This window comes from Pseudomonas extremorientalis (assembly GCF_001870465.1).
Classification (GTDB): Bacteria; Pseudomonadota; Gammaproteobacteria; order Pseudomonadales; family Pseudomonadaceae; genus Aquipseudomonas; species Aquipseudomonas extremorientalis.
Window position 1 is genome coordinate 63,298 of the sequence record NZ_MDGK01000009.1, and the last position, 16,852, is coordinate 80,149.

Annotated in this window: 16 protein-coding genes; 6 read left to right on the forward strand and 10 right to left on the reverse strand. The window is 62.0% G+C overall.

Annotation, left to right across the window (positions count from 1 at the left end):
- Positions 1–11: 11 nt before the first annotated feature.
- The 8 genes from glgA to BFN10_RS01775 form a co-directional block, all read right to left on the reverse strand.
- The gene (gene glgA, locus BFN10_RS01740) at positions 12–1,565 is read right to left on the reverse strand and encodes a glycogen synthase GlgA (RefSeq protein ID WP_071488168.1); all 1,554 of its coding nucleotides are present in this window, start codon (positions 1,563–1,565) and stop codon (positions 12–14) included.
- Between the two features lie 496 nt (positions 1,566–2,061).
- Positions 2,062–3,015 carry a D-2-hydroxyacid dehydrogenase family protein gene (locus tag BFN10_RS01745; RefSeq protein ID WP_071488169.1) on the reverse strand — a complete coding sequence of 318 codons (954 nt, stop codon included), beginning with the start codon at positions 3,013–3,015 and terminating at the stop codon, positions 2,062–2,064.
- Between the two features lie 26 nt (positions 3,016–3,041).
- Positions 3,042–4,043 carry an alpha/beta fold hydrolase gene (locus BFN10_RS01750; protein ID WP_071488170.1) on the reverse strand — a complete coding sequence of 334 codons (1,002 nt, stop codon included), beginning with the start codon at positions 4,041–4,043 and terminating at the stop codon, positions 3,042–3,044.
- Between the two features lie 56 nt (positions 4,044–4,099).
- Entirely contained in the window at positions 4,100–4,531 is a 432-nt protein-coding gene (locus BFN10_RS01755) for a YqaA family protein (RefSeq protein ID WP_071488171.1), read from the reverse strand.
- Complete coding sequence (locus tag BFN10_RS01760) at positions 4,528–4,974, reverse strand: DUF411 domain-containing protein (protein ID WP_071488172.1); 447 nt, start codon at positions 4,972–4,974, stop codon at positions 4,528–4,530. The genes BFN10_RS01755 and BFN10_RS01760 overlap by 4 nt, the downstream gene beginning before the upstream one ends.
- Before the next feature lie 87 nt (positions 4,975–5,061).
- Positions 5,062–5,520: an SRPBCC family protein gene (locus BFN10_RS01765; RefSeq protein ID WP_071488173.1), complete on the reverse strand. Its 459-nt coding sequence runs from the start codon at positions 5,518–5,520 to the stop codon at positions 5,062–5,064.
- Between the two features lie 78 nt (positions 5,521–5,598).
- Positions 5,599–7,593: a methyl-accepting chemotaxis protein gene (locus BFN10_RS30285; protein ID WP_071488174.1), complete on the reverse strand. Its 1,995-nt coding sequence runs from the start codon at positions 7,591–7,593 to the stop codon at positions 5,599–5,601.
- A 134-nt stretch (positions 7,594–7,727) separates the two neighbouring features.
- On the reverse strand, positions 7,728–8,723 hold the full coding sequence (locus BFN10_RS01775; RefSeq protein ID WP_071488175.1) for an aldo/keto reductase: 996 nt from the start codon (positions 8,721–8,723) through the stop codon (positions 7,728–7,730).
- Positions 8,724–8,842: 119 nt separating this feature from the next.
- Between BFN10_RS01775 and BFN10_RS01780 the strand changes: the two genes are divergently transcribed.
- Positions 8,843–9,760: a LysR family transcriptional regulator gene (locus BFN10_RS01780; protein WP_071488176.1), complete on the forward strand. Its 918-nt coding sequence runs from the start codon at positions 8,843–8,845 to the stop codon at positions 9,758–9,760.
- 23 nt (positions 9,761–9,783) lie between these two features.
- Here BFN10_RS01780 and BFN10_RS01785 read toward each other — a convergent pair whose 3' ends face one another.
- Positions 9,784–11,151: a M91 family zinc metallopeptidase gene (locus tag BFN10_RS01785; RefSeq protein WP_083351453.1), complete on the reverse strand. Its 1,368-nt coding sequence runs from the start codon at positions 11,149–11,151 to the stop codon at positions 9,784–9,786.
- 272 nt (positions 11,152–11,423) lie between these two features.
- Entirely contained in the window at positions 11,424–12,335 is a 912-nt protein-coding gene (locus BFN10_RS01790; protein ID WP_071488177.1) for an AraC family transcriptional regulator, read from the reverse strand.
- 102 nt (positions 12,336–12,437) lie between these two features.
- On the opposite strand from BFN10_RS01790, the gene BFN10_RS01795 reads away from it, so the two are divergent.
- Genes BFN10_RS01795 through BFN10_RS01815 form a run of 5 tightly spaced genes read left to right on the forward strand, consistent with a single transcriptional unit; the run spans position 12,438 to position 16,842 of the window.
- Entirely contained in the window at positions 12,438–12,998 is a 561-nt protein-coding gene (locus BFN10_RS01795; protein ID WP_071488178.1) for a carboxymuconolactone decarboxylase family protein, read from the forward strand.
- 35 nt (positions 12,999–13,033) lie between these two features.
- Positions 13,034–14,095, forward strand: coding sequence for an acyl-CoA dehydrogenase family protein (locus BFN10_RS01800; protein WP_071488179.1), 1,062 nt, complete (start codon positions 13,034–13,036; stop codon positions 14,093–14,095).
- Positions 14,092–14,895, forward strand: coding sequence for an ABC transporter ATP-binding protein (locus tag BFN10_RS01805; RefSeq protein WP_071488180.1), 804 nt, complete (start codon positions 14,092–14,094; stop codon positions 14,893–14,895). Before BFN10_RS01800 ends, BFN10_RS01805 begins: the two co-directional genes overlap by 4 nt.
- Complete coding sequence (locus tag BFN10_RS01810; protein WP_071488181.1) at positions 14,882–16,081, forward strand: ABC transporter substrate-binding protein; 1,200 nt, start codon at positions 14,882–14,884, stop codon at positions 16,079–16,081. The genes BFN10_RS01805 and BFN10_RS01810 overlap by 14 nt, the downstream gene beginning before the upstream one ends.
- 11 nt (positions 16,082–16,092) lie before the next feature.
- Positions 16,093–16,842 (forward strand): ABC transporter permease, encoded by a 750-nt coding sequence (locus tag BFN10_RS01815; RefSeq protein ID WP_173668608.1) that lies wholly within the window; start codon positions 16,093–16,095, stop codon positions 16,840–16,842.
- Positions 16,843–16,852: the final 10 nt, after the last annotated feature.

Here is a 16,852-nt window from a genome sequence, read left to right on the forward strand (position 1 = left end):
CCTCCCGATGATTATTTAGCGGATTTCCCCAGTGCTTTAGCCACCAGTCGCTCGTACAGCTCGGCGTAGGGTTCCACCGCCTGGCTCCAGTTGAACGGTTGGGTCATTGCTCGGCTGCGCATGGCATTGAGCAGGCCAGGGAAGGCAAACACCTTGAACGCGCGGCTCAAGGCTTCTTTGTAGCTGTCGACCGTGGATTCATTGAACAGAAAGCCGGTCACACCGTTTTCGATGGTGTCGGCCAGGCCGCCGGTGTTGCGGGCGACGGGCAGGGAGCCGAAGCGCTGGGCGTACATCTGGCTCAGGCCGCAGGGCTCGTAGCGCGAAGGCATCAGCAGGAAATCGCTGCCGGCGAACATGCGGCGGGCATCGGTCTCGTTGAAGCCGATGCGCACACCGATCTGGCCGGGAAAGCGCAGCGCCAGTTCGCGCATGGCGTTTTCTTCTTCCGGCTCGCCGCGACCGATAATGGCGATCTGCCCACCTTGCTCGACGATAAAACTGGCCACCGCTTCGGTGAGGTCCAGGCCTTTCTGGAACACCAGGCGCGAGACCACGGCGAACAGCGGGCCGGTCGAGTCATGCAGGCCGAACAGGTTACGCACCTGTGCGGCATTCACGGCTTTGCCTTCCCAGTCGCCGATGTTGAAGTTGTGCGTCAAGTGCGGGTCGGTGGAGGTTTCCCAGCTGTCTTCAATGCCGTTGGGAATACCGCTGAGCAAACCTTGCTGGGTCTTGCTGGCCAAAAAGCCATCGAGGCCGCAGCCGAACTCGGGCGTCGTGATTTCCCGGGCATAGGTGGCGCTCACCGTGGTGATATGACTGGAATACGCCATGCCGGCCTTGAGGAACGACATCTTGCCGTAGAACTCCATGCCCTCCTGCTGCAAAGCGTGAGGTGGAATGCCCAGCTCTGGCGTCGACGCCAGGCTGATCACGCCTTGATAGGCCAGATTATGGATGGTGAACAATGTCGGCGTGCGTGACCCACGCCAGTGCATGTACGCCGGGGCCAGGCCGGCGGGCCAGTCGTGGGCGTGCACCAGGTCCGGGCACCAGTGGATCTGTGCCAGGTTGGCGGCCATGTCGGCGGCGGCCAGGCCCAGGCGGGCGAAACGAATATGGTTGTCCGGCCAGTCGCGGCCGTTGTTGGCGCCGTAGGGCGTGCCTTCGCGCTCGTAGAGCTCGGGGCAGATCAGTACATAGATGACCAGGCCATCCTTGAGGTCCATGCGCCCGATCTTGCACGGCGGCAGCGCCGCGTGGCCGCCCAGCTCACCGATGATATGGATCGGGTTGTCGCTTTCCATCACCTGCGGATAACCGGGGATCAGCACCCGCACATCGTGCAGGTGGGCCATGGCGCGGGGCAGGGCGGCGGAGACGTCGCCCAGGCCACCGGTTTTCACCAGGTCGGCAAACTCGGAGGTCACAAACAGGACTTTCTTACGGTTGGGGTTGTGGCTCGGAACCGGCCGCACTGTGGTGAGGTCAGCCAACGCGGCGACCCCGCCAACGCTCTGACTAACACGCTCTCCCTGAATACTTGCAGCGGCACTGATCATAATTCTCTCCACGTGTTGGTCGGCTAATGGCCGGCTGCCATTAACTCCGTCGACCGCATCCTGCGGCCACGCGCACAAGCGCTGTACAGATCTGGCAAGGCTTATGCCAGTTGCACGGTTGGCAGATATAGATTGGATGGACGGGCATCGGGCTGGAACCGTGTGTGCTCGTCGTACCTTAAAACTTGACCAATGGCCGAGTTGAAAAGTTTAGATTTTTTGCGGGGTTTTTGTTTTGGAACGGACCCATCGGTCATGAGTCTAGGACAGATCCCAGAGCCTGTAGGCTTTCTGGGAATATTTTGTAGGACAAAATAATTGTAACCATATGCCAGGGTGGACCGGACTCTGTGGCGAGCAGGCTTGCCCTGCGTTGGGCTATGTAGCATGGGGGAGCGCTTCGCGCTCCAACGCGGGGCAAGCCCGCTCGCCACAGAGTCCGCTCGCCACAGCAAGGCGGTTCGCTATAAGAGTGCGAACGCACAGAAACGGTGCGTCAGCCCAGCACGCGAATGGGCATGCCGTTCGTCCAGGCTTGAATGTCTTCGATCATCTGTGAATAGAACTGCCGGTAATTCTGCTCGCTCACGTAGCCCACGTGCGGGGTGGCCAGCACATTCGGCAACCTGCGCAACGGGTGATCCGCCGGCAACGGCTCCTCGGCATACACATCCAGCGCCGCCCCGGCCAGGCGACCGCTTTCCAGGGCCTGCACCAGTGCCTGCTCATCCACAATCGGCCCGCGTGCAGTGTTGACCAGGCGCGCGCCGGGTTTCATCCAGCCCAGCGCCTGGGCATCCACCAGCCCACGGCTACGGTCGCTGAGTACCAGATGAACGGTAAGGATGTCTGACTGTTCAAACAGCGCTTGCTTGCTGACCCAGGTCACGCCGGACTCGGCGGCACGTTCCGGCGTGAGGTTTTCACTCCAGGCAATCACGCGCATGCCGAACACCTGCGCAAACTGCGCGACCTTCTGGCCAATGCTGCCCAGGCCGAGAATCCCCAGGGTCTTGCCGTGCAGGTCGCCGCCGAGGCCCACCTGCCAATGGCCGGCACGCAGCGAATTGGCTTCGGCCACCAGGTTGCGGGTGGAAGCCATGATCAATGCCCAAGTCAGTTCCGGCGCGGCGTGTTTGTAGCTGTCGGTGCCACAGACCTGAATGCCCAGGGCCTTGGCGGCGGGGATGTCGATGGCGGCGTTGCGCATGCCGCCGGTTACCAGCAACTTGAGCCGGGGCAGGCCTTGCAGCAGTGCCTTGTCGAAGGTGGAGCGTTCGCGCATCACGCAAATCACCTCGAACCCCTGCAAACGCTCGATCATCGTGGCGGTATCCGCCGGGTAATCGTGCAGGAAGTGCACCTGGCCTACTGCCTCAAGGACTGACCAATCCACCACGCCTCTGGCCACGTCCTGCCAATCATCAATGACTGCGATCTGTACCGACATTCACGAGTGCCTCGAAAAAGGTTGGATTAAAGGGCGTTCAGCCCCTGCAACAGTGCTGCGTGAAACCGGGCCGGCTCTTCCATTTGTGGCGCATGCCCCAGGCCTGGGAATTCCACCAGGGTGGCATGGGGGATCAGCTTGGCTGCCTGCTTGCCGAGCACGGCGTAGTTGCCGAGCTTGGCTTTGACGGCTGGCGGCGCGACGTCTTTGCCGATGGCGGTGTTGTCGGACGTGCCAATCAGCAGCAGCGTCGGCATCTTCAGGTCCTTGAACTCGTAGTACACCGGCTGGGTGAAGATCATGTCGTAAATCAGCGCCGAGTTCCATGCGACCCGCGTATGCCCGGGGCCGTTGCTGAGGCCGGCGTACATGTCTACCCAGCGCTCGTACTCCGGCTTCCAGCGCCCGACGTAATAAGTGTTGAGTTGGTACTTGCGGATGCCCTCGGCACTGACATTCAGCTCACGGGCATACCATTGGTCGACGCTGAGCGAGGGCACGCCCAGCGCTTTCCAGTCTTCCAGGCCGATCGGATTCACCAGCGCCAACTGTTCGGTTTGCCCGGGGTACATCAGGGCGTAGCGCGTGGCAAGCATGCCGCCGGTGGAATGGCCGACAAGGGTAGCCTTCTGAACACCGAGCTTTTCCAGCAGTTGGTGGGTATTGAGAGCCAGTTGCTGGAAGCTGTATTGATAGTGATCGGGTTTGCTGGAGCTGCAGAAGCCTATCTGGTCCGGCGCGATCACGCGGTAGCCGGCGTCGCTCAGGGCCTTGATCGAACTTTCCCACGTCGCGCCGCAGAAGTTCTTGCCGTGCATCAGCACCACGCTGCGACCGTTGGGCTTGCCATTGGCCGGAACGTCCATGTAGCCCATTTGCAGCGACTCGCCTTGGGATTGAAACTCGAAATGCTTGAGCGGATAGGGGTAGTCGAAGCCTTGCAGTTCAGGACCGTAGGTGGCGGCAAATACCGGCGCGGCGGTGGCCGTGATCAGGCCGGCGATGCAAAAAGCGCGGAACAGAGGCATGGGCAGGGCTCCTGGAAAGGTGGTTCGGATGCTGTTGCCCAAGGATTAAGCAGCGATTAAACCCATTGCAAAGTCACGGCGGCCAGCACGCCATAGCGCAGGCTTTTGGCCAGGGTCACCAGCAACAGAAATCGCCACAATGGCTCGCGCATCACTCCGGCTACCAACGTCAGCGGGTCGCCAATGATCGGCACCCAACTGAGCAACAGTGTCCAATGGCCCCAGCGCTGGTAATGCTGGCGGGCTTTGTCCAGTTGCTGGTCGCTGACCGGAAACCAGCGTCGCCCCTTGAAGTGCTCCACCCAGCGCCCCAGCCACCAGTTCACCACCGAACCGAGCACATTGCCCAGGGTGGCGATACCCAGCAACAGCCACAGGCTGTAATGCCCGCTGAGCAGCAGGCCGACCAGCACGGCTTCCGATTGCAGGGGCAGCAAGGTCGCGGCGCCAAACGCCGCGAAGAATAACCCCAGGTAGCCCGCGATCATTGCGCCGGGTATTCAGCCACGACGACATCTTTACCCTCACGGGTCAGGCCGATGACCTGATAGGCCTCGCTGCGGCCTTCCACTTCCATGCCGGGCGAGCCCATGGGCATGCCCGGCGCGGCGATTCCCAGCAGGTCGTCGCGCTTGCGCAAGGCCAGCACCTGTTCGGCGGGGACGTGGCCCTCGACGAATTTGCCGTCGATCACGGCGGTGTGGCACGAGCCCAGGCGCGGCGCTACGCCCAGGCGTTGCTTGACGGCACTCATGTCGGCTGCGACGTGGTCATTGACCTTGAAGCCGTTGCTTTCCAGGTGGCTGATCCATTTTTTGCAGCAACCGCAGTTGGCGTCGCGGTGCACGTCGATGGGGATCAGGTCGGCGGCCTGGGCCAGGGTGGCGGTGAACAGGGTCGACAGCAGGGCCAGGCGCAATGGGATTTTCATAGGATCTCGCGTGCAGGTGGGATGGCGGCGATCATGACGACGTCATCGCAGGCAAGCCAGTGTCCACAGGGCGAGAATGTTTCAAGATTATACGAGCGGTGGATTTTCCAGCCGGTGCTTGAGCTGGTCCAGGGCAAGTGCCGACAGTTCGATCATGCGTTTATGCAAGGTGGCAAGTTGCAGTTCGGTTTCATAGGTCAGTACACGCTTGAACAGCGTGCCGCCCTGGTGGGGCATGAGGAAGTAATGAATCGAACCATCCACGGCCAGGGAGGTAAACACGGTCTTGAACTCGCCGGGGCGCCGAGCGATCTGCACACGGTAGCTCATGGGCACGCGTACACCCAGCAGGTCGATCATTTCGGTGAAGCGGGCGCCGGCGGGGAGTGAGCCAGTGGTGCCGGTGTCGGCACCGAGGGACGTGGGGTGCCATTCGTGCCAGCGATCCGGCTGGGTCACATAGTCATAAACGGCATCGATGGGAGCCTGGATAAAGCGTTCCTGACTGATCCGTTCCAAGCGGACCGACTGCTCGGCTGCGCGCATGGCACACCTCCTGTGCGTCTTCGAACTGTCAGAATAGTCCCACTCCCGCACATTGCACGGGAGTGTTTCAGCCGTTTATCAGCACACCTTGAAACGACTCATCAGGGTAATCACCCGCCCATTCGCCTCGAGCAGGCTCTGGGTATTGTTTTCGGTGGCGTGGCCGCTCTGTACCAGCTCTTCGACCATTTGTCGGATCTGCACCATGCTGCGGTTGATCTCCTCGGTCACCGCGCTTTGCTGTTCGGCGGCCGTGGCGATCTGGGTGCTGAGGTTGTTGATATGGCTGACGGAGCCGGCCATTTCATCCAGCCCGGTATTCACCCGCGCCGTGGCGTCCGCCGCCGACTGGCAACTGGCCTGGGTGTTTTCCATCGCTGCCACCGAGGAACTCACGCCTGCGGTCAGGCGCGTGAGCATGTCGTTGATCTGCGAGGTACTGGCCTGGGTGCGTGCGGCGAGCGCGCGCACTTCATCGGCAACCACCGCAAACCCACGGCCTTGCTCGCCAGCCCGCGCCGCTTCGATGGCGGCGTTGAGGGCCAGCAGGTTGGTCTGCCCGGCAATCGCGCCGATCACGCCGAGGGTTTCGGTGATGCGTGCAGCGTCCTGGCGCATGTTCTCTACGCTGTGGGTAGCGCTGGAGACTTCGCCGATCAACGCACTGACGCTGTTGGACGCCTCACCGACCACCACGCGGGAACGATCGGCATGCTCGTTGGCACGCTGGGTGAACGCGGCGGTTTCGGCGGCGTTTTGCGCCACGGTGTCGGCGGTGGAGCTCATTTCGGTAATGGCGGTTACCGTCTGGTCGGTCTCCGAGGCATGCCGCACGAGGATCTGGTTGGTGTGCGCCGAGGTCTGTTGCAACTGCGCAAGGCTCGACGACATGGCGCCGGTGGCCTGGGTCACTTCGCCGATCATGTTTTGCAGGTAGACGATAAAGCGGTTCACCGAATGGCCGATGGCACCCAGTTCGTCTTCGGCGCGGATGGTGATGCGTCGCGTGAGATCGGCGTCGCCGGCGGAGAGTGCGTCGATATTGGTTTTCAGTGACTTCATGCGCTGCACCAGTTGGCGGATCGCATACACCGCGAGCAGCACCAGCAGCAACACCATGGGGATCTGCAACAGCGCCAGGCTGCCGAGCACGTCATTGCGCTGGGCGGTGATCAGCGAGGTGGGCAGGGCGGTGGCTAGGAACCACGGTGTGCCTTCGATAGGGCGCATGTAGAAGGTGCTGGCCACGCCCTGGTTGTCGAACTCATTGCGTTGCAGGGCCTGGTCACGATGGGCCAGGGCTTTGCTGACCTGGGCGGCAAACGCGGAGGTGCCGGTGAGTTCGCTGATGTTTTTCAACACCACCGGGCCGCTGATGCGCGAGCTGTTGCTGATGATCTTGCCGTCGCCTTCGACGATCAGCATTTGCCCGCCGATGTCTTTCTCTTTGCTGGCCACCAGATCATTGAAGAAGCCCAGGGTCACGTCGATGGTGGCGACGCCATAAGGCACGCCGTCGCGCTGGATTGCCATGGCGCAGTTGGTGCGCGGCTCCTGGCTGGCGTCGTCCTTGTAGGCGGCGGCCCAGGCACATTGACCGCGTGGCGAAGCGAGGCCGCCCTTGTACCAGCTCTGGTCGTAATAGTTGGGCGCCGGGTCGCTGTTCCAGAAGGTGTTCACGGTCAGCTTGCCCGATGCATCGCGGTGCCAGAACGTGCTGTGCTTGTTGCGCCCAGGGGTGCGCTGGTTGGGCAGCGGCCAGATGCCGCCGCCGAAGACTTTCAACTCGCCATATTGGTCGACCAGGCCCGGCAGGACCTTGTCGATGGCATCGCTGTCGAGCAATGGAATGGTCTGGGTGATGCTGCGTTGCTGGGACTGGACCTTGTTGAGTTCGCCCTGGATCTGCTCGGCGACCTCGGCGACACGGTTGAGCACTACCTGCTCTTCGGTGTGCTGTAGCTTGGGCGCGACCAACTGGCCGATACCCACCACGGTCAACACAAATAACACCAGGACGAACAGCACCAGGAACAGGGTATAGCGGGCTTGGATGGAGCGCAGTGGGGGCATGGGGTCGTCCTTACGAAGCGTTTATTGTCGACGCGGCTTTGTTAGAGCTTCGTAGGGCTATCGGCTTGTCAGGACAGAGCTTTAGGTACGATGGTGCAAGAAAATACCGCGCCGGTGACCGGCGCGGTATTTATTCAGATATCCAGCATAGCCATGACGGCCTCGGGGTAGCGCAAGCCGGCGGGCGCCTCGGCAGGGAAGATGGCCTCCAGCGCCGCCAGTTCGCCCGGGCTGAGGCTGACCGACAGCGCGGCGACATTCTCTTCCAGGTATTTGCGCTGCTTGGTGCCGGGAATCGGGATGATGAAATCACCCTGCGCCAGCACCCACGCCAACGCCAGTTGCCCGGCGCTGATACCCTTGTCGGCGGCCAATGCCTGCACGTTCTTCACCAGTTCGAGGTTCTTGCCGAAGTTCTCGCCCTGGAAGCGAGGGCTGAAGCGGCGGTAGTCATCGGCGCCGAAGTCGTCCGGGCTTTGCAGCGCGCCGGTGAGAAAGCCACGGCCCAGCGGGCTGTAGGGCACAAAGGCGATGCCCAGGCGCTGGCAGGCAGCGAGGCAGCCGTTGTGTTCCTGGTCGCGGCTCCACAGCGAGTATTCGCTTTGCAGGGCGCTGATCGGGTGCACCTTGTGGGCGCGTTCCAGGGTGGCGGCGGAGGCTTCGCTCAGCCCCAGGTAACGCACCTTGCCCTGTTGCACCAGCTCGGCCATGGCGCCGACGGTTTCTTCGATGGCGACCTCCGGGTCGATACGGTGCTGGTAATACAGGTCGAGGGTTTCTACGCCAAGTCGTTGCAGCGTGCCGTCGATGGCCTTGCGGATGTATTCAGGGCGGCCGTTCACACCCCGCACGGCGGGGTTGGCCGGGTCACGCACGATGCCGAACTTGCTGGCCAGGAACACCTGGTCGCGCTTGCCGACGATGGCCTTGCCGATCAGTGCTTCGTTGGTGTGCGGGCCATAGATATCGGCGGTGTCGAGGAGGTTGATGCCCAACTCCAACGCGCGGTGCAGGGTTGCCGTGGCTTCGCGGGTGTCGCTGCCGGGGGTGTAGAAATCGCTCATGCCCATGCAGCCGAGGCCAATGGCTGAGACGAGTGGGCCGTGGGTGCCGAGTGTGCGGGTATGCATGGGTTGTGCTCCTTGGGTGGGAAGGCCTGTATTGTCACGCTCGACAAAACCGGGATAAACCGGCTAAAAGCACTAACACTATTCGTAATATCTGAATAATCAGCGCAAGGAGCCGCCCCTTGGACCGTTTCAACGCGATGCGCGTGTTCACTCGGATTGTCGAATTGCGCGGCTTTGCCAAGGCCGCCGACAGCCTGCAATTGCCTCGCGCCTCGGTGACGGTGTTGATCAAGCAATTGGAGGCGCACCTGGGCGTGCAACTGTTGCAGCGCACCACGCGGCAAGTCAGCCCGACGCTGGATGGCGCGGCGTACTACCAACGCTGTGTGCAGTTGCTGTCGGACCTTGAGGAAACCGAGGCGGTGTTTTCCACGCAACGCCAGAACCCGCGCGGCACCTTGAGTGTTGACATGCCGTCAGGCATTGGTCGATTGATCGTGATTCCGGCCTTGCCTACCTTCACGGCCCGCTACCCGCAGATTGAATTAGAGATCAGCTTGAACGATCGCACGGTAGACCTGATTCGCGAGGGTGTGGACTGTGTGCTGCGCGGCGGTCAGGCGCTCGATGAGTCGCTGGTTGCCCGGCCATTGGCGATGATGGACCAGCTGACTCTGGCCAGCCGTGCTTACCTTGAGCGTTTCGGCGTACCGGAAACGCTGGACGATCTGGCCAACCATCGGATGGTGGAGTATGTCTCCCGTACGAGCGGCAAACGCTTTGGCCTGGAATTCCAGGTGGGCAGTGAGTTGCGCGAGATCAACTTGGAAAAGGTGATTGCCGTCAGCAGTTCCGACGGTTATTTCGCCGCGTGTGAAGCCGGCTATGGCTTGATTCAGGCCCCGTACTATCACGCCACGCGGCAACTGGCCCAAGGTTCGTTGGTGGAAGTGCTGCCACATCTTGCTCCCCCCGCCATGGCGCTCACTGCGTTGTATCCACCCCATCGCCAACTGTCACAGCGGGTGCGGGTATTTATCGATTGGCTGGTGGAGGTGTGCACCCATCCGGACAGCCCATTGCAACGCCAGACGTGAGTCTGGGCGCATTAGCAGGGTGTTCAGAAGAGGTAACTCTTGCGCTCAGGCAACCCTAGTTCCCGGCGCATGCCATTTTCCGTGAAGTGCTCGGGGTTGATGGTGGTGGGCGGGGTAGCAGGATCGTTATCGAAGTTATAGGGGCGCGCGCTGTTCGGCAAGCCGACCACCTGAAGCTCGCTGTTGGGAGTTAGATCTGAAATCTCTGGATCGGACGGCGAGTGCTCCAGGGTCCGGCCTGGCAGGTAGGTGCCTGTTGCGCCATTGTAGGCGTGCCCGATTTCGTGGACTAAACCGATGATGGGCGGTGCCAGGGTGTCTTGTCTAGGGGAACCCAGGTCCATCGGATCGAAATTCAACAGCCCCTTATCGGCGCGGGCTCCGGGCTGGCCGTCATGGACCCTGCCGCGTCTTGGGTCGTCACGTTCTATATTTCTGCCTATGTCGGGTGGCAGCTTAGCCAGTTCCGAGCTGCCAAAACCGTAGCTGCTGCCGTCTTCGGATTCCTCTTGAACGATGACTTTTCCTCCAGCATTTGCAGCTTCCCTGTCCATGTCCTCAAGCATCTTTTGCCCGGTAGGCGAACTGCGCAAGAACTCGAAATCATCGGCGACACGCTGCTCGAACTCAGGACGACCAACGACTCTAAAGCCTTCGTCACCGGCGTTGCTGGTCTTCACCTTGGTAAATGTGGAGCCTTGGGAGGAGCCGTAGGCATCACCCGCTTTTGCGTATATCAGATCGCCACGCCTATTGTTGAAGATCTGGTCTTTGCCTTTGCCGGTATAGAAGGTCGTTCGGTCATACCCTACCAATTGGTCGTTGCCCTTACCGCCATGGAGGATCGTATGTCCGTTGCCAGCATAGAGGCGGTCGTCACCACTTCCGCCATCCAAGTAGCTTTGCTTGTTCACGGGCCCGGCGCCGGCATACAGCCGATCATTACCATTGTTGCCATACATGACGGTGTTGCCGGAGCCGCCGATGAGGATGTCGTCGCCGTTATTACCTTCCGCGTAGCCAGTGCTGCTGCCGAGGCGAAGGGTGTCGTTGCCCGCACCACCCAGTAAGTGGGTTTTGCCACCGCCAGCAGTCAGGGCATCGTCCCCGTCACCGCCATCAATCGTGGCGGGGTTATTCACATCAGGGCTGATGGTGACGCTGTCATTCCCGCCGCGGGTGTTGATCTGCAAATTGATGGGCTGGCCCTTTTGGTCAGTGCTGTCGAATGCATAAGCATTGCCATTGATTTGCAGGTTCAGGCGACCGTCCGGGCTCTTGCCAACGTACACGGTGTCGGCTTTATTCCCCGTGTCGACAACCAAGCTGACACGCTTGAGTCGGGGTTCGTCTTCGGACAGGTCCCACTTAGCCTCTCGTTTGATGGTCATGTAGCCGTTATCGACCAGTGTTTCGGATTTGGACCGAAAGGGGCCAATGCCGGGGTCGGAGAAACGAGCTGGGGTGTAGATCGAGTGTTGAGCGTCGGGGCGCGTTGGAAGGATAGGGGGATATTGTTTGCTCGTTGTGCTGATGAGATTGGGGAGATGGGGCACGGGATTGCATCCAAAATCTGTCGAGTGAGAGCCTGATGGGTGGCATCCTCGCGCAGATCGTTCCATTTTCTTACTACCGCAGTCGCCGAATCTTCCTGTTTAGCGACTCAATTCTGCACCTGGGTCCTGCGATACGCCCCAGGCTGTTGCCCGGTGACCTTGTGAAACGCCCGGGTGAACGCTGCCACCGACTGATACCCCACGGCCAGCGAGACGTCTGCCACCGTCTGGTCCTGCTTGAACAGTTGGCAGGCATGGCGCATGCGCATCATCAGCAGCACTTGCCCTGGCGACTGCCCGCACAGTTCATTGAAACGCTTGAAAAACGCCGAGCGCGACAATCCGGTGCAGGCGGCCATGCTTTCCAGGGTCCAGGCCTCGGCGGGCTGGGCGATCAACTGCTCCAGCAGGTTGGCGAACGCCGGTTGCCGGGCCAGCGCCGCCAGGCCGCCGAGTTCACGGTTGTCCAGCACTTGTTGGCGCAGGACATACAGGAACAACAGGTGGCACAGCCGCTCAAGCAAGGCAGAGGAGGGCGCAGGCACGCGCTCGCACTCTTGCAGGATCAGGTCGAACAGGTTGCGCGCGGCGGTCAGCGAAGGGTCGCCTGCGCGCAGGATGATCCAGGCGGGCAGGGTGTCGACGATCATCGCCGACAAGCCGGACTGGAAGTGAAAGAACCCGCAGACCAGGCCGACGCCATCGCTGGCGGCGCTGTCCAGGGGCGCCATCGGTACTCGTGGGCATTCCTGGGCACCGGCGGCGGTGGGCTCACCGGAGAGGCGATATTCCAGGTCGCGCAACAGGAACACTGCATCGCCGTTATCCAAACGATGCGGCGCGGCGTCGCCTTCGATATGCAGCCAGCACTGGCCCTGCACAATCAGGTGGAAACTGGCGCTCGCCAGGCCGTGGGTGCTCGCATGCCAGTCGCCGCAGTAGCGGCCCACATGGAACAGACTGGTGTCGAGTTCGAGGCTGTCTAATAACCAATCGACAAGTGCACTGGACGAATTCATCTAATGGAAAGACTCAAGAGCAAGTAATCGCTACTTTAGCCTATTGAGACGATTTCTTATAACCAACAGACTGGATACACGAACCCATCAGGAGACCACTCCATGTCCCGTGTACCCCTGCTTACCCCTGAAACCGCGCCGGACGCGGCCAAGCCCTTCCTGGAAAACGCGCTGAAAGGCTCGGGTTTCATCCCCAACCTGTTGGCGGTACTGGCCAACGCTCCGGCGGCGCTGGAGACCTATATCACCGTGTCCGGGCTGAACGCCAAGGCCGAACTCAGCCTGGCCGATCGCGAAGTGGTGCAGTTGATTGCGGCCACCACCCACGGCTGCGATTTCTGTGTGGCCGGCCATACTGCCGTGGCACGCAACAAAGCCAAATTGCCGGAAGAAGTCATCGACGCCCTGCGCCAGCGCGGTGAGCTGCCCAATGCCCGCTATGAAACACTGGCTGGGTTTACCCGCGAAGTGATCGCCACCCGTGGCGATGTCAGCGATGCCGGTTTTGATGCGTTCCTGGCCGCCGGTTATACCCGGGGCCAGGCGCTGGAAGTTATTTTGGGCGTGAGCCTGGCAACCCTGTGCAACTTCGCTAACGTGTTTGCGCGCACCCCGTTGAACCCGGAGCTGGCGCAATACCGCTGGGAAAAACCCGCAAGCTGAAGATGACCCACCCGCTGTGAAAAGGAGAAACATGAATGCTTGACCCAATCTTGAGCCGTTGGCTCGATGTTCAAGCGCAGGCCCTGGACGTGGGCAGTTGCGATCCACAGGAAGTGCTGCCACGGCTGGCAGAAGTCAATGTATTGCGTATCGGCGTGCCGGCTCAGCTTGGTGGCCTGGGCGGGGATGTGGCGGGGGCGGTGGAGGCTATCGCCAATGTTGCCAGCCATTCCCTGGCGGCGGCGTTTGTGTGCTGGGGCCAGCGTTCGTTTATCGAATATTTGCTGCAAAGCCCGAATGCGCAACTGCGTGAGCGACTGTTGCCGGACCTGCTCAGCGGCAAGTTGGCGGGGGCCACGGGGCTGTCCAACGCGATGAAGTTCTTGTCGGGTATTGAAGCCCTGCAGATCAGCGCCGAGCCTACCGACGACGGCTGGACCCTCAACGGCCGGCTGCATTGGGTGACCAACCTGCGCAAAAGCGGTTTTGTCGCTGCGGCTGCCATCGAGCATGCCGGCGGTGGTGCGCCGTTTATCCTGGCGATTCCGGATTCGGTGGCCGGCTTACAGCGCTCCCGCGACCTCGAACTACTGGGTTTGCAGTCCAGCAACACGGCGGCCCTGGGGCTGGAAGGCGTGGCGTTGAGTCGCGACTGGTTGCTGCATGAGGATGCGCGCAAGTTTTTACCTGCGGTGCGCCCGGCGTTCCTGGGGTTGCAGTGCGGCATGTCCATCGGCCTGGCCCGGCGCTCCCTGGCGGAAGTGGCCAACCATCTGGGCGCGACCCGTACGGTGTTGCGCGAAGAGCTGGAGACGCTGCGCGTCACCTTGGATCACTTGGTCACTGACTTGAAGAACGGCCTGTTGGTCGGGCGCTTTGCGGCCGAGCCGGCAGCGTTGTTCAAGCTGCGCATCGCCCTCGCCGAAACGGCCGCCAGCGCCGTGCAGCTGGAGTTGCAGGCCAGCGGCGGCAAGGCCTACCTCACTGCCCACGGCAGTGGCTTTGCGCGGCGCTGGCGTGAGTCCGCGTTCGTGCCGATCGTGACCCCGAGCCTGGTGCAATTGCGCACCGAGTTACAGCGCCAGGCCAACCTATGACGAACGCGGTATTGAATGCCCGGGGGATTTGCCTGGGGTACGCCGGCGGGCCAGTGTTGCAGGGCTTTGACCTGCAACTGCAGCCCGGCGAAGTGGTGTCGATCCTCGGTCCCAGCGGGGTAGGCAAGTCCAGCCTGCTGCGGGTGCTCGCCGGTTTGCAGGCGCCGCAAGGCGGCAGTGTGCGGGTGCTCGGTGAACCTGTGGATGGCCCTCACCCGCGTGTCGCAGTGGCGTTTCAGGACCCCAGCCTGCTGCCCTGGCTGAGCCTGGAAAAGAACGTTGCCTTCGGCCTGGACTTCGCCCGCCAGCCACACTTGAGCGTTGAGGAACGCCGCCAGCGTGTCGACCACGCCATCGCCGCCGTTGGCCTGGAGCATGCGCGCCAGCACTTCCCGGCGCAGCTTTCCGGCGGCATGGCCCAGCGTACGGCGCTGGCCCGTTGCCTGGCGCGCCAGCCCCAGGTGCTGTTGCTGGATGAGCCCTTCGGTGCCCTCGACGAGGTGACCCGCGCCGACATGCAGCACCTGCTGCTCAAGGTCAACCGCGAGCAGGGCTCGGCAGCCGTGTTGATTACCCATGACATTGACGAAGCGCTGCTGCTGTCGGACCGCATCCTGCTACTGGGCAACCGCCCGGCGCGGACGTTGGGCGAGTGGCTGATCGACCTGCCGCAACCGCGCGAAGAACAGGTGGAAGCCATCGGCGCGCTGCGCATCGACATCCTCAAAACCCTACGGCAGGCGAGCCGCCCTCAACTCAACCCCCTTGACCTGCTGGAGCCTGTCCATGTGCCTGGATGACCTGACCCACTCGCGTCGCGACTTTCTAAAACTCTCCGCCGTGCTCAGTGCCGCCGGCGCCTTGCCGCTGCTGAGCAGCCTGCAGGCCCGCGCTGCCAGCGAGCCGGACGCACCCGTGCGCATTGGCTACTTGCCAATCACTGACGCCACGCCGTTGCTGGTGGCGCATAACAATGGCCTGTTCGAAGCCGAAGGCATCAAGGCCGAGCGCCCGGTGCTGCTGCGCAGTTGGGCGCAGGTGATCGAGGCGTTTATTTCGGGCCAGGTCAACGTGATTCACCTGCTGTCGCCAATGACCGTGTGGGCACGCTATGGCAGCAAGGTGCCGGCGAAAGTGGTGGCGTGGAACCATGTGGGTGGCTCGGGCCTGACCGTGGCGCCGGGCATCACCGATGTGAAGCAATTGGGCGGAAAGTCCGTGGCGATTCCGTTCTGGTATTCGATCCATAACGTAGTGGTGCAGCAACTGTTCCGCGACAACGGGCTGACGCCGGTGGCGCGGGCGGCGGGCAGTGCGATTGCGGCCAATGAGGTCAACCTCATCGTGTTGCCACCGTCGGACATGCCACCGGCCCTGGCCAGCCAGCGTATCGACGGCTATATCGTCGCCGAGCCGTTCAACGCCCTGGCGGAAAACCTCAAGGTGGGTCGCGTGCAGCGCTTCACCGGTGACGTGTGGCGCAACCACGCATGCTGCGTGGTATTCATGCACGAGCACGACCTGACCAACCGCCCGGAGTGGTCGCAGAAGGTGGTGAATGCCATCGTCAAGGCGCAGGTGTGGACCCGCGACAACCGCGAAGCGGCGGTGAAGCTGCTGTCCAAGGACGGCCCTAACCGCTATACCCCGCATGCCGAGCCGGTGTTGAGCAAAGTGCTGGCGCCCGCCGCGGCCGACCGTGTGGCCTACCTGGCCGACGGCGCGATTCAGCATGGGAGTTGGGATGAGCACCGCATCGATTTCCAGCCCTACCCATTCCCCAGCTACACCGAGGAACTGGTGCGCCGCCTGAAGGACACGCTGATCGAGGGCGACAAGAAATTCCTCGCCGACCTGGACCCGGCGTTTGTCGCCAAGGACCTGGTAGACGACCGTTTCGTGCGCAACGCCATTGAGTCCGTGGGCGGCATGAAGACCTTTGGTTTGCCTGATGGGTTTGAGCGGCATGAGGAGATTGGCGTTTGAACAAACGGGAAATCCCGGGCTGGTTGCTCGGGTTGAGTGGCTTGGCGGGGTTGCTGTTGCTCTGGTGGCTAGGGGTGAAAGTGTTTGGCGCGGCGGGCGGCTTGTCGGCACGCTTTTCCCTGGCCGCCACGGCCGCCAGCCTGTGGGAATTGCTCGGGCGCGGGGAGTTGTACCTGCACATCGCCGTGAGCCTCAAGCGTATTTTCGTTGGGTTGCTCATGGCCTTGCTGGTCGGCGTGCCGCTGGGATTGCTGGTGGGCAGTTCGCGCAACCTGGAGGCGGCGACCACGCCGGCGTTCCAGTTCCTGCGCATGATCTCGCCGCTGTCGTGGATGCCCATCGTGGTGATGCTGATGGGGGTAGGCGACCGGCCGATCTATTTCCTGCTGGCCTTTGCTGCCGTATGGCCGATCATGCTCAACACCGCCGCCGGGGTGCGTCAGCTCGACCCGCGCTGGTTGCAGTTGAGCGCCAGTTTGAGCGCGACCCGCTGGGAGACCTTGCGCCGGGTGATCATTCCCGGCGTGGTGGGGCATGTGCTGACGGGCGTGCGCCTGGCCATCGGCATTCTGTGGATCGTGCTGGTGCCGTGCGAGATGCTGGGGGTCAGTGCGGGGCTTGGGTATTACATTCTCGATACCCGTGATCGGCTCGCCTATTCGGAGCTGATGGCGATGGTGGTGTTGATCGGCTTGTTGGGCTTTGCACTGGATGCATTGGCGCGGTGGCTGCACCAGCGGTGGGTGCATGCTGGCCAATAGGGCAAACAAC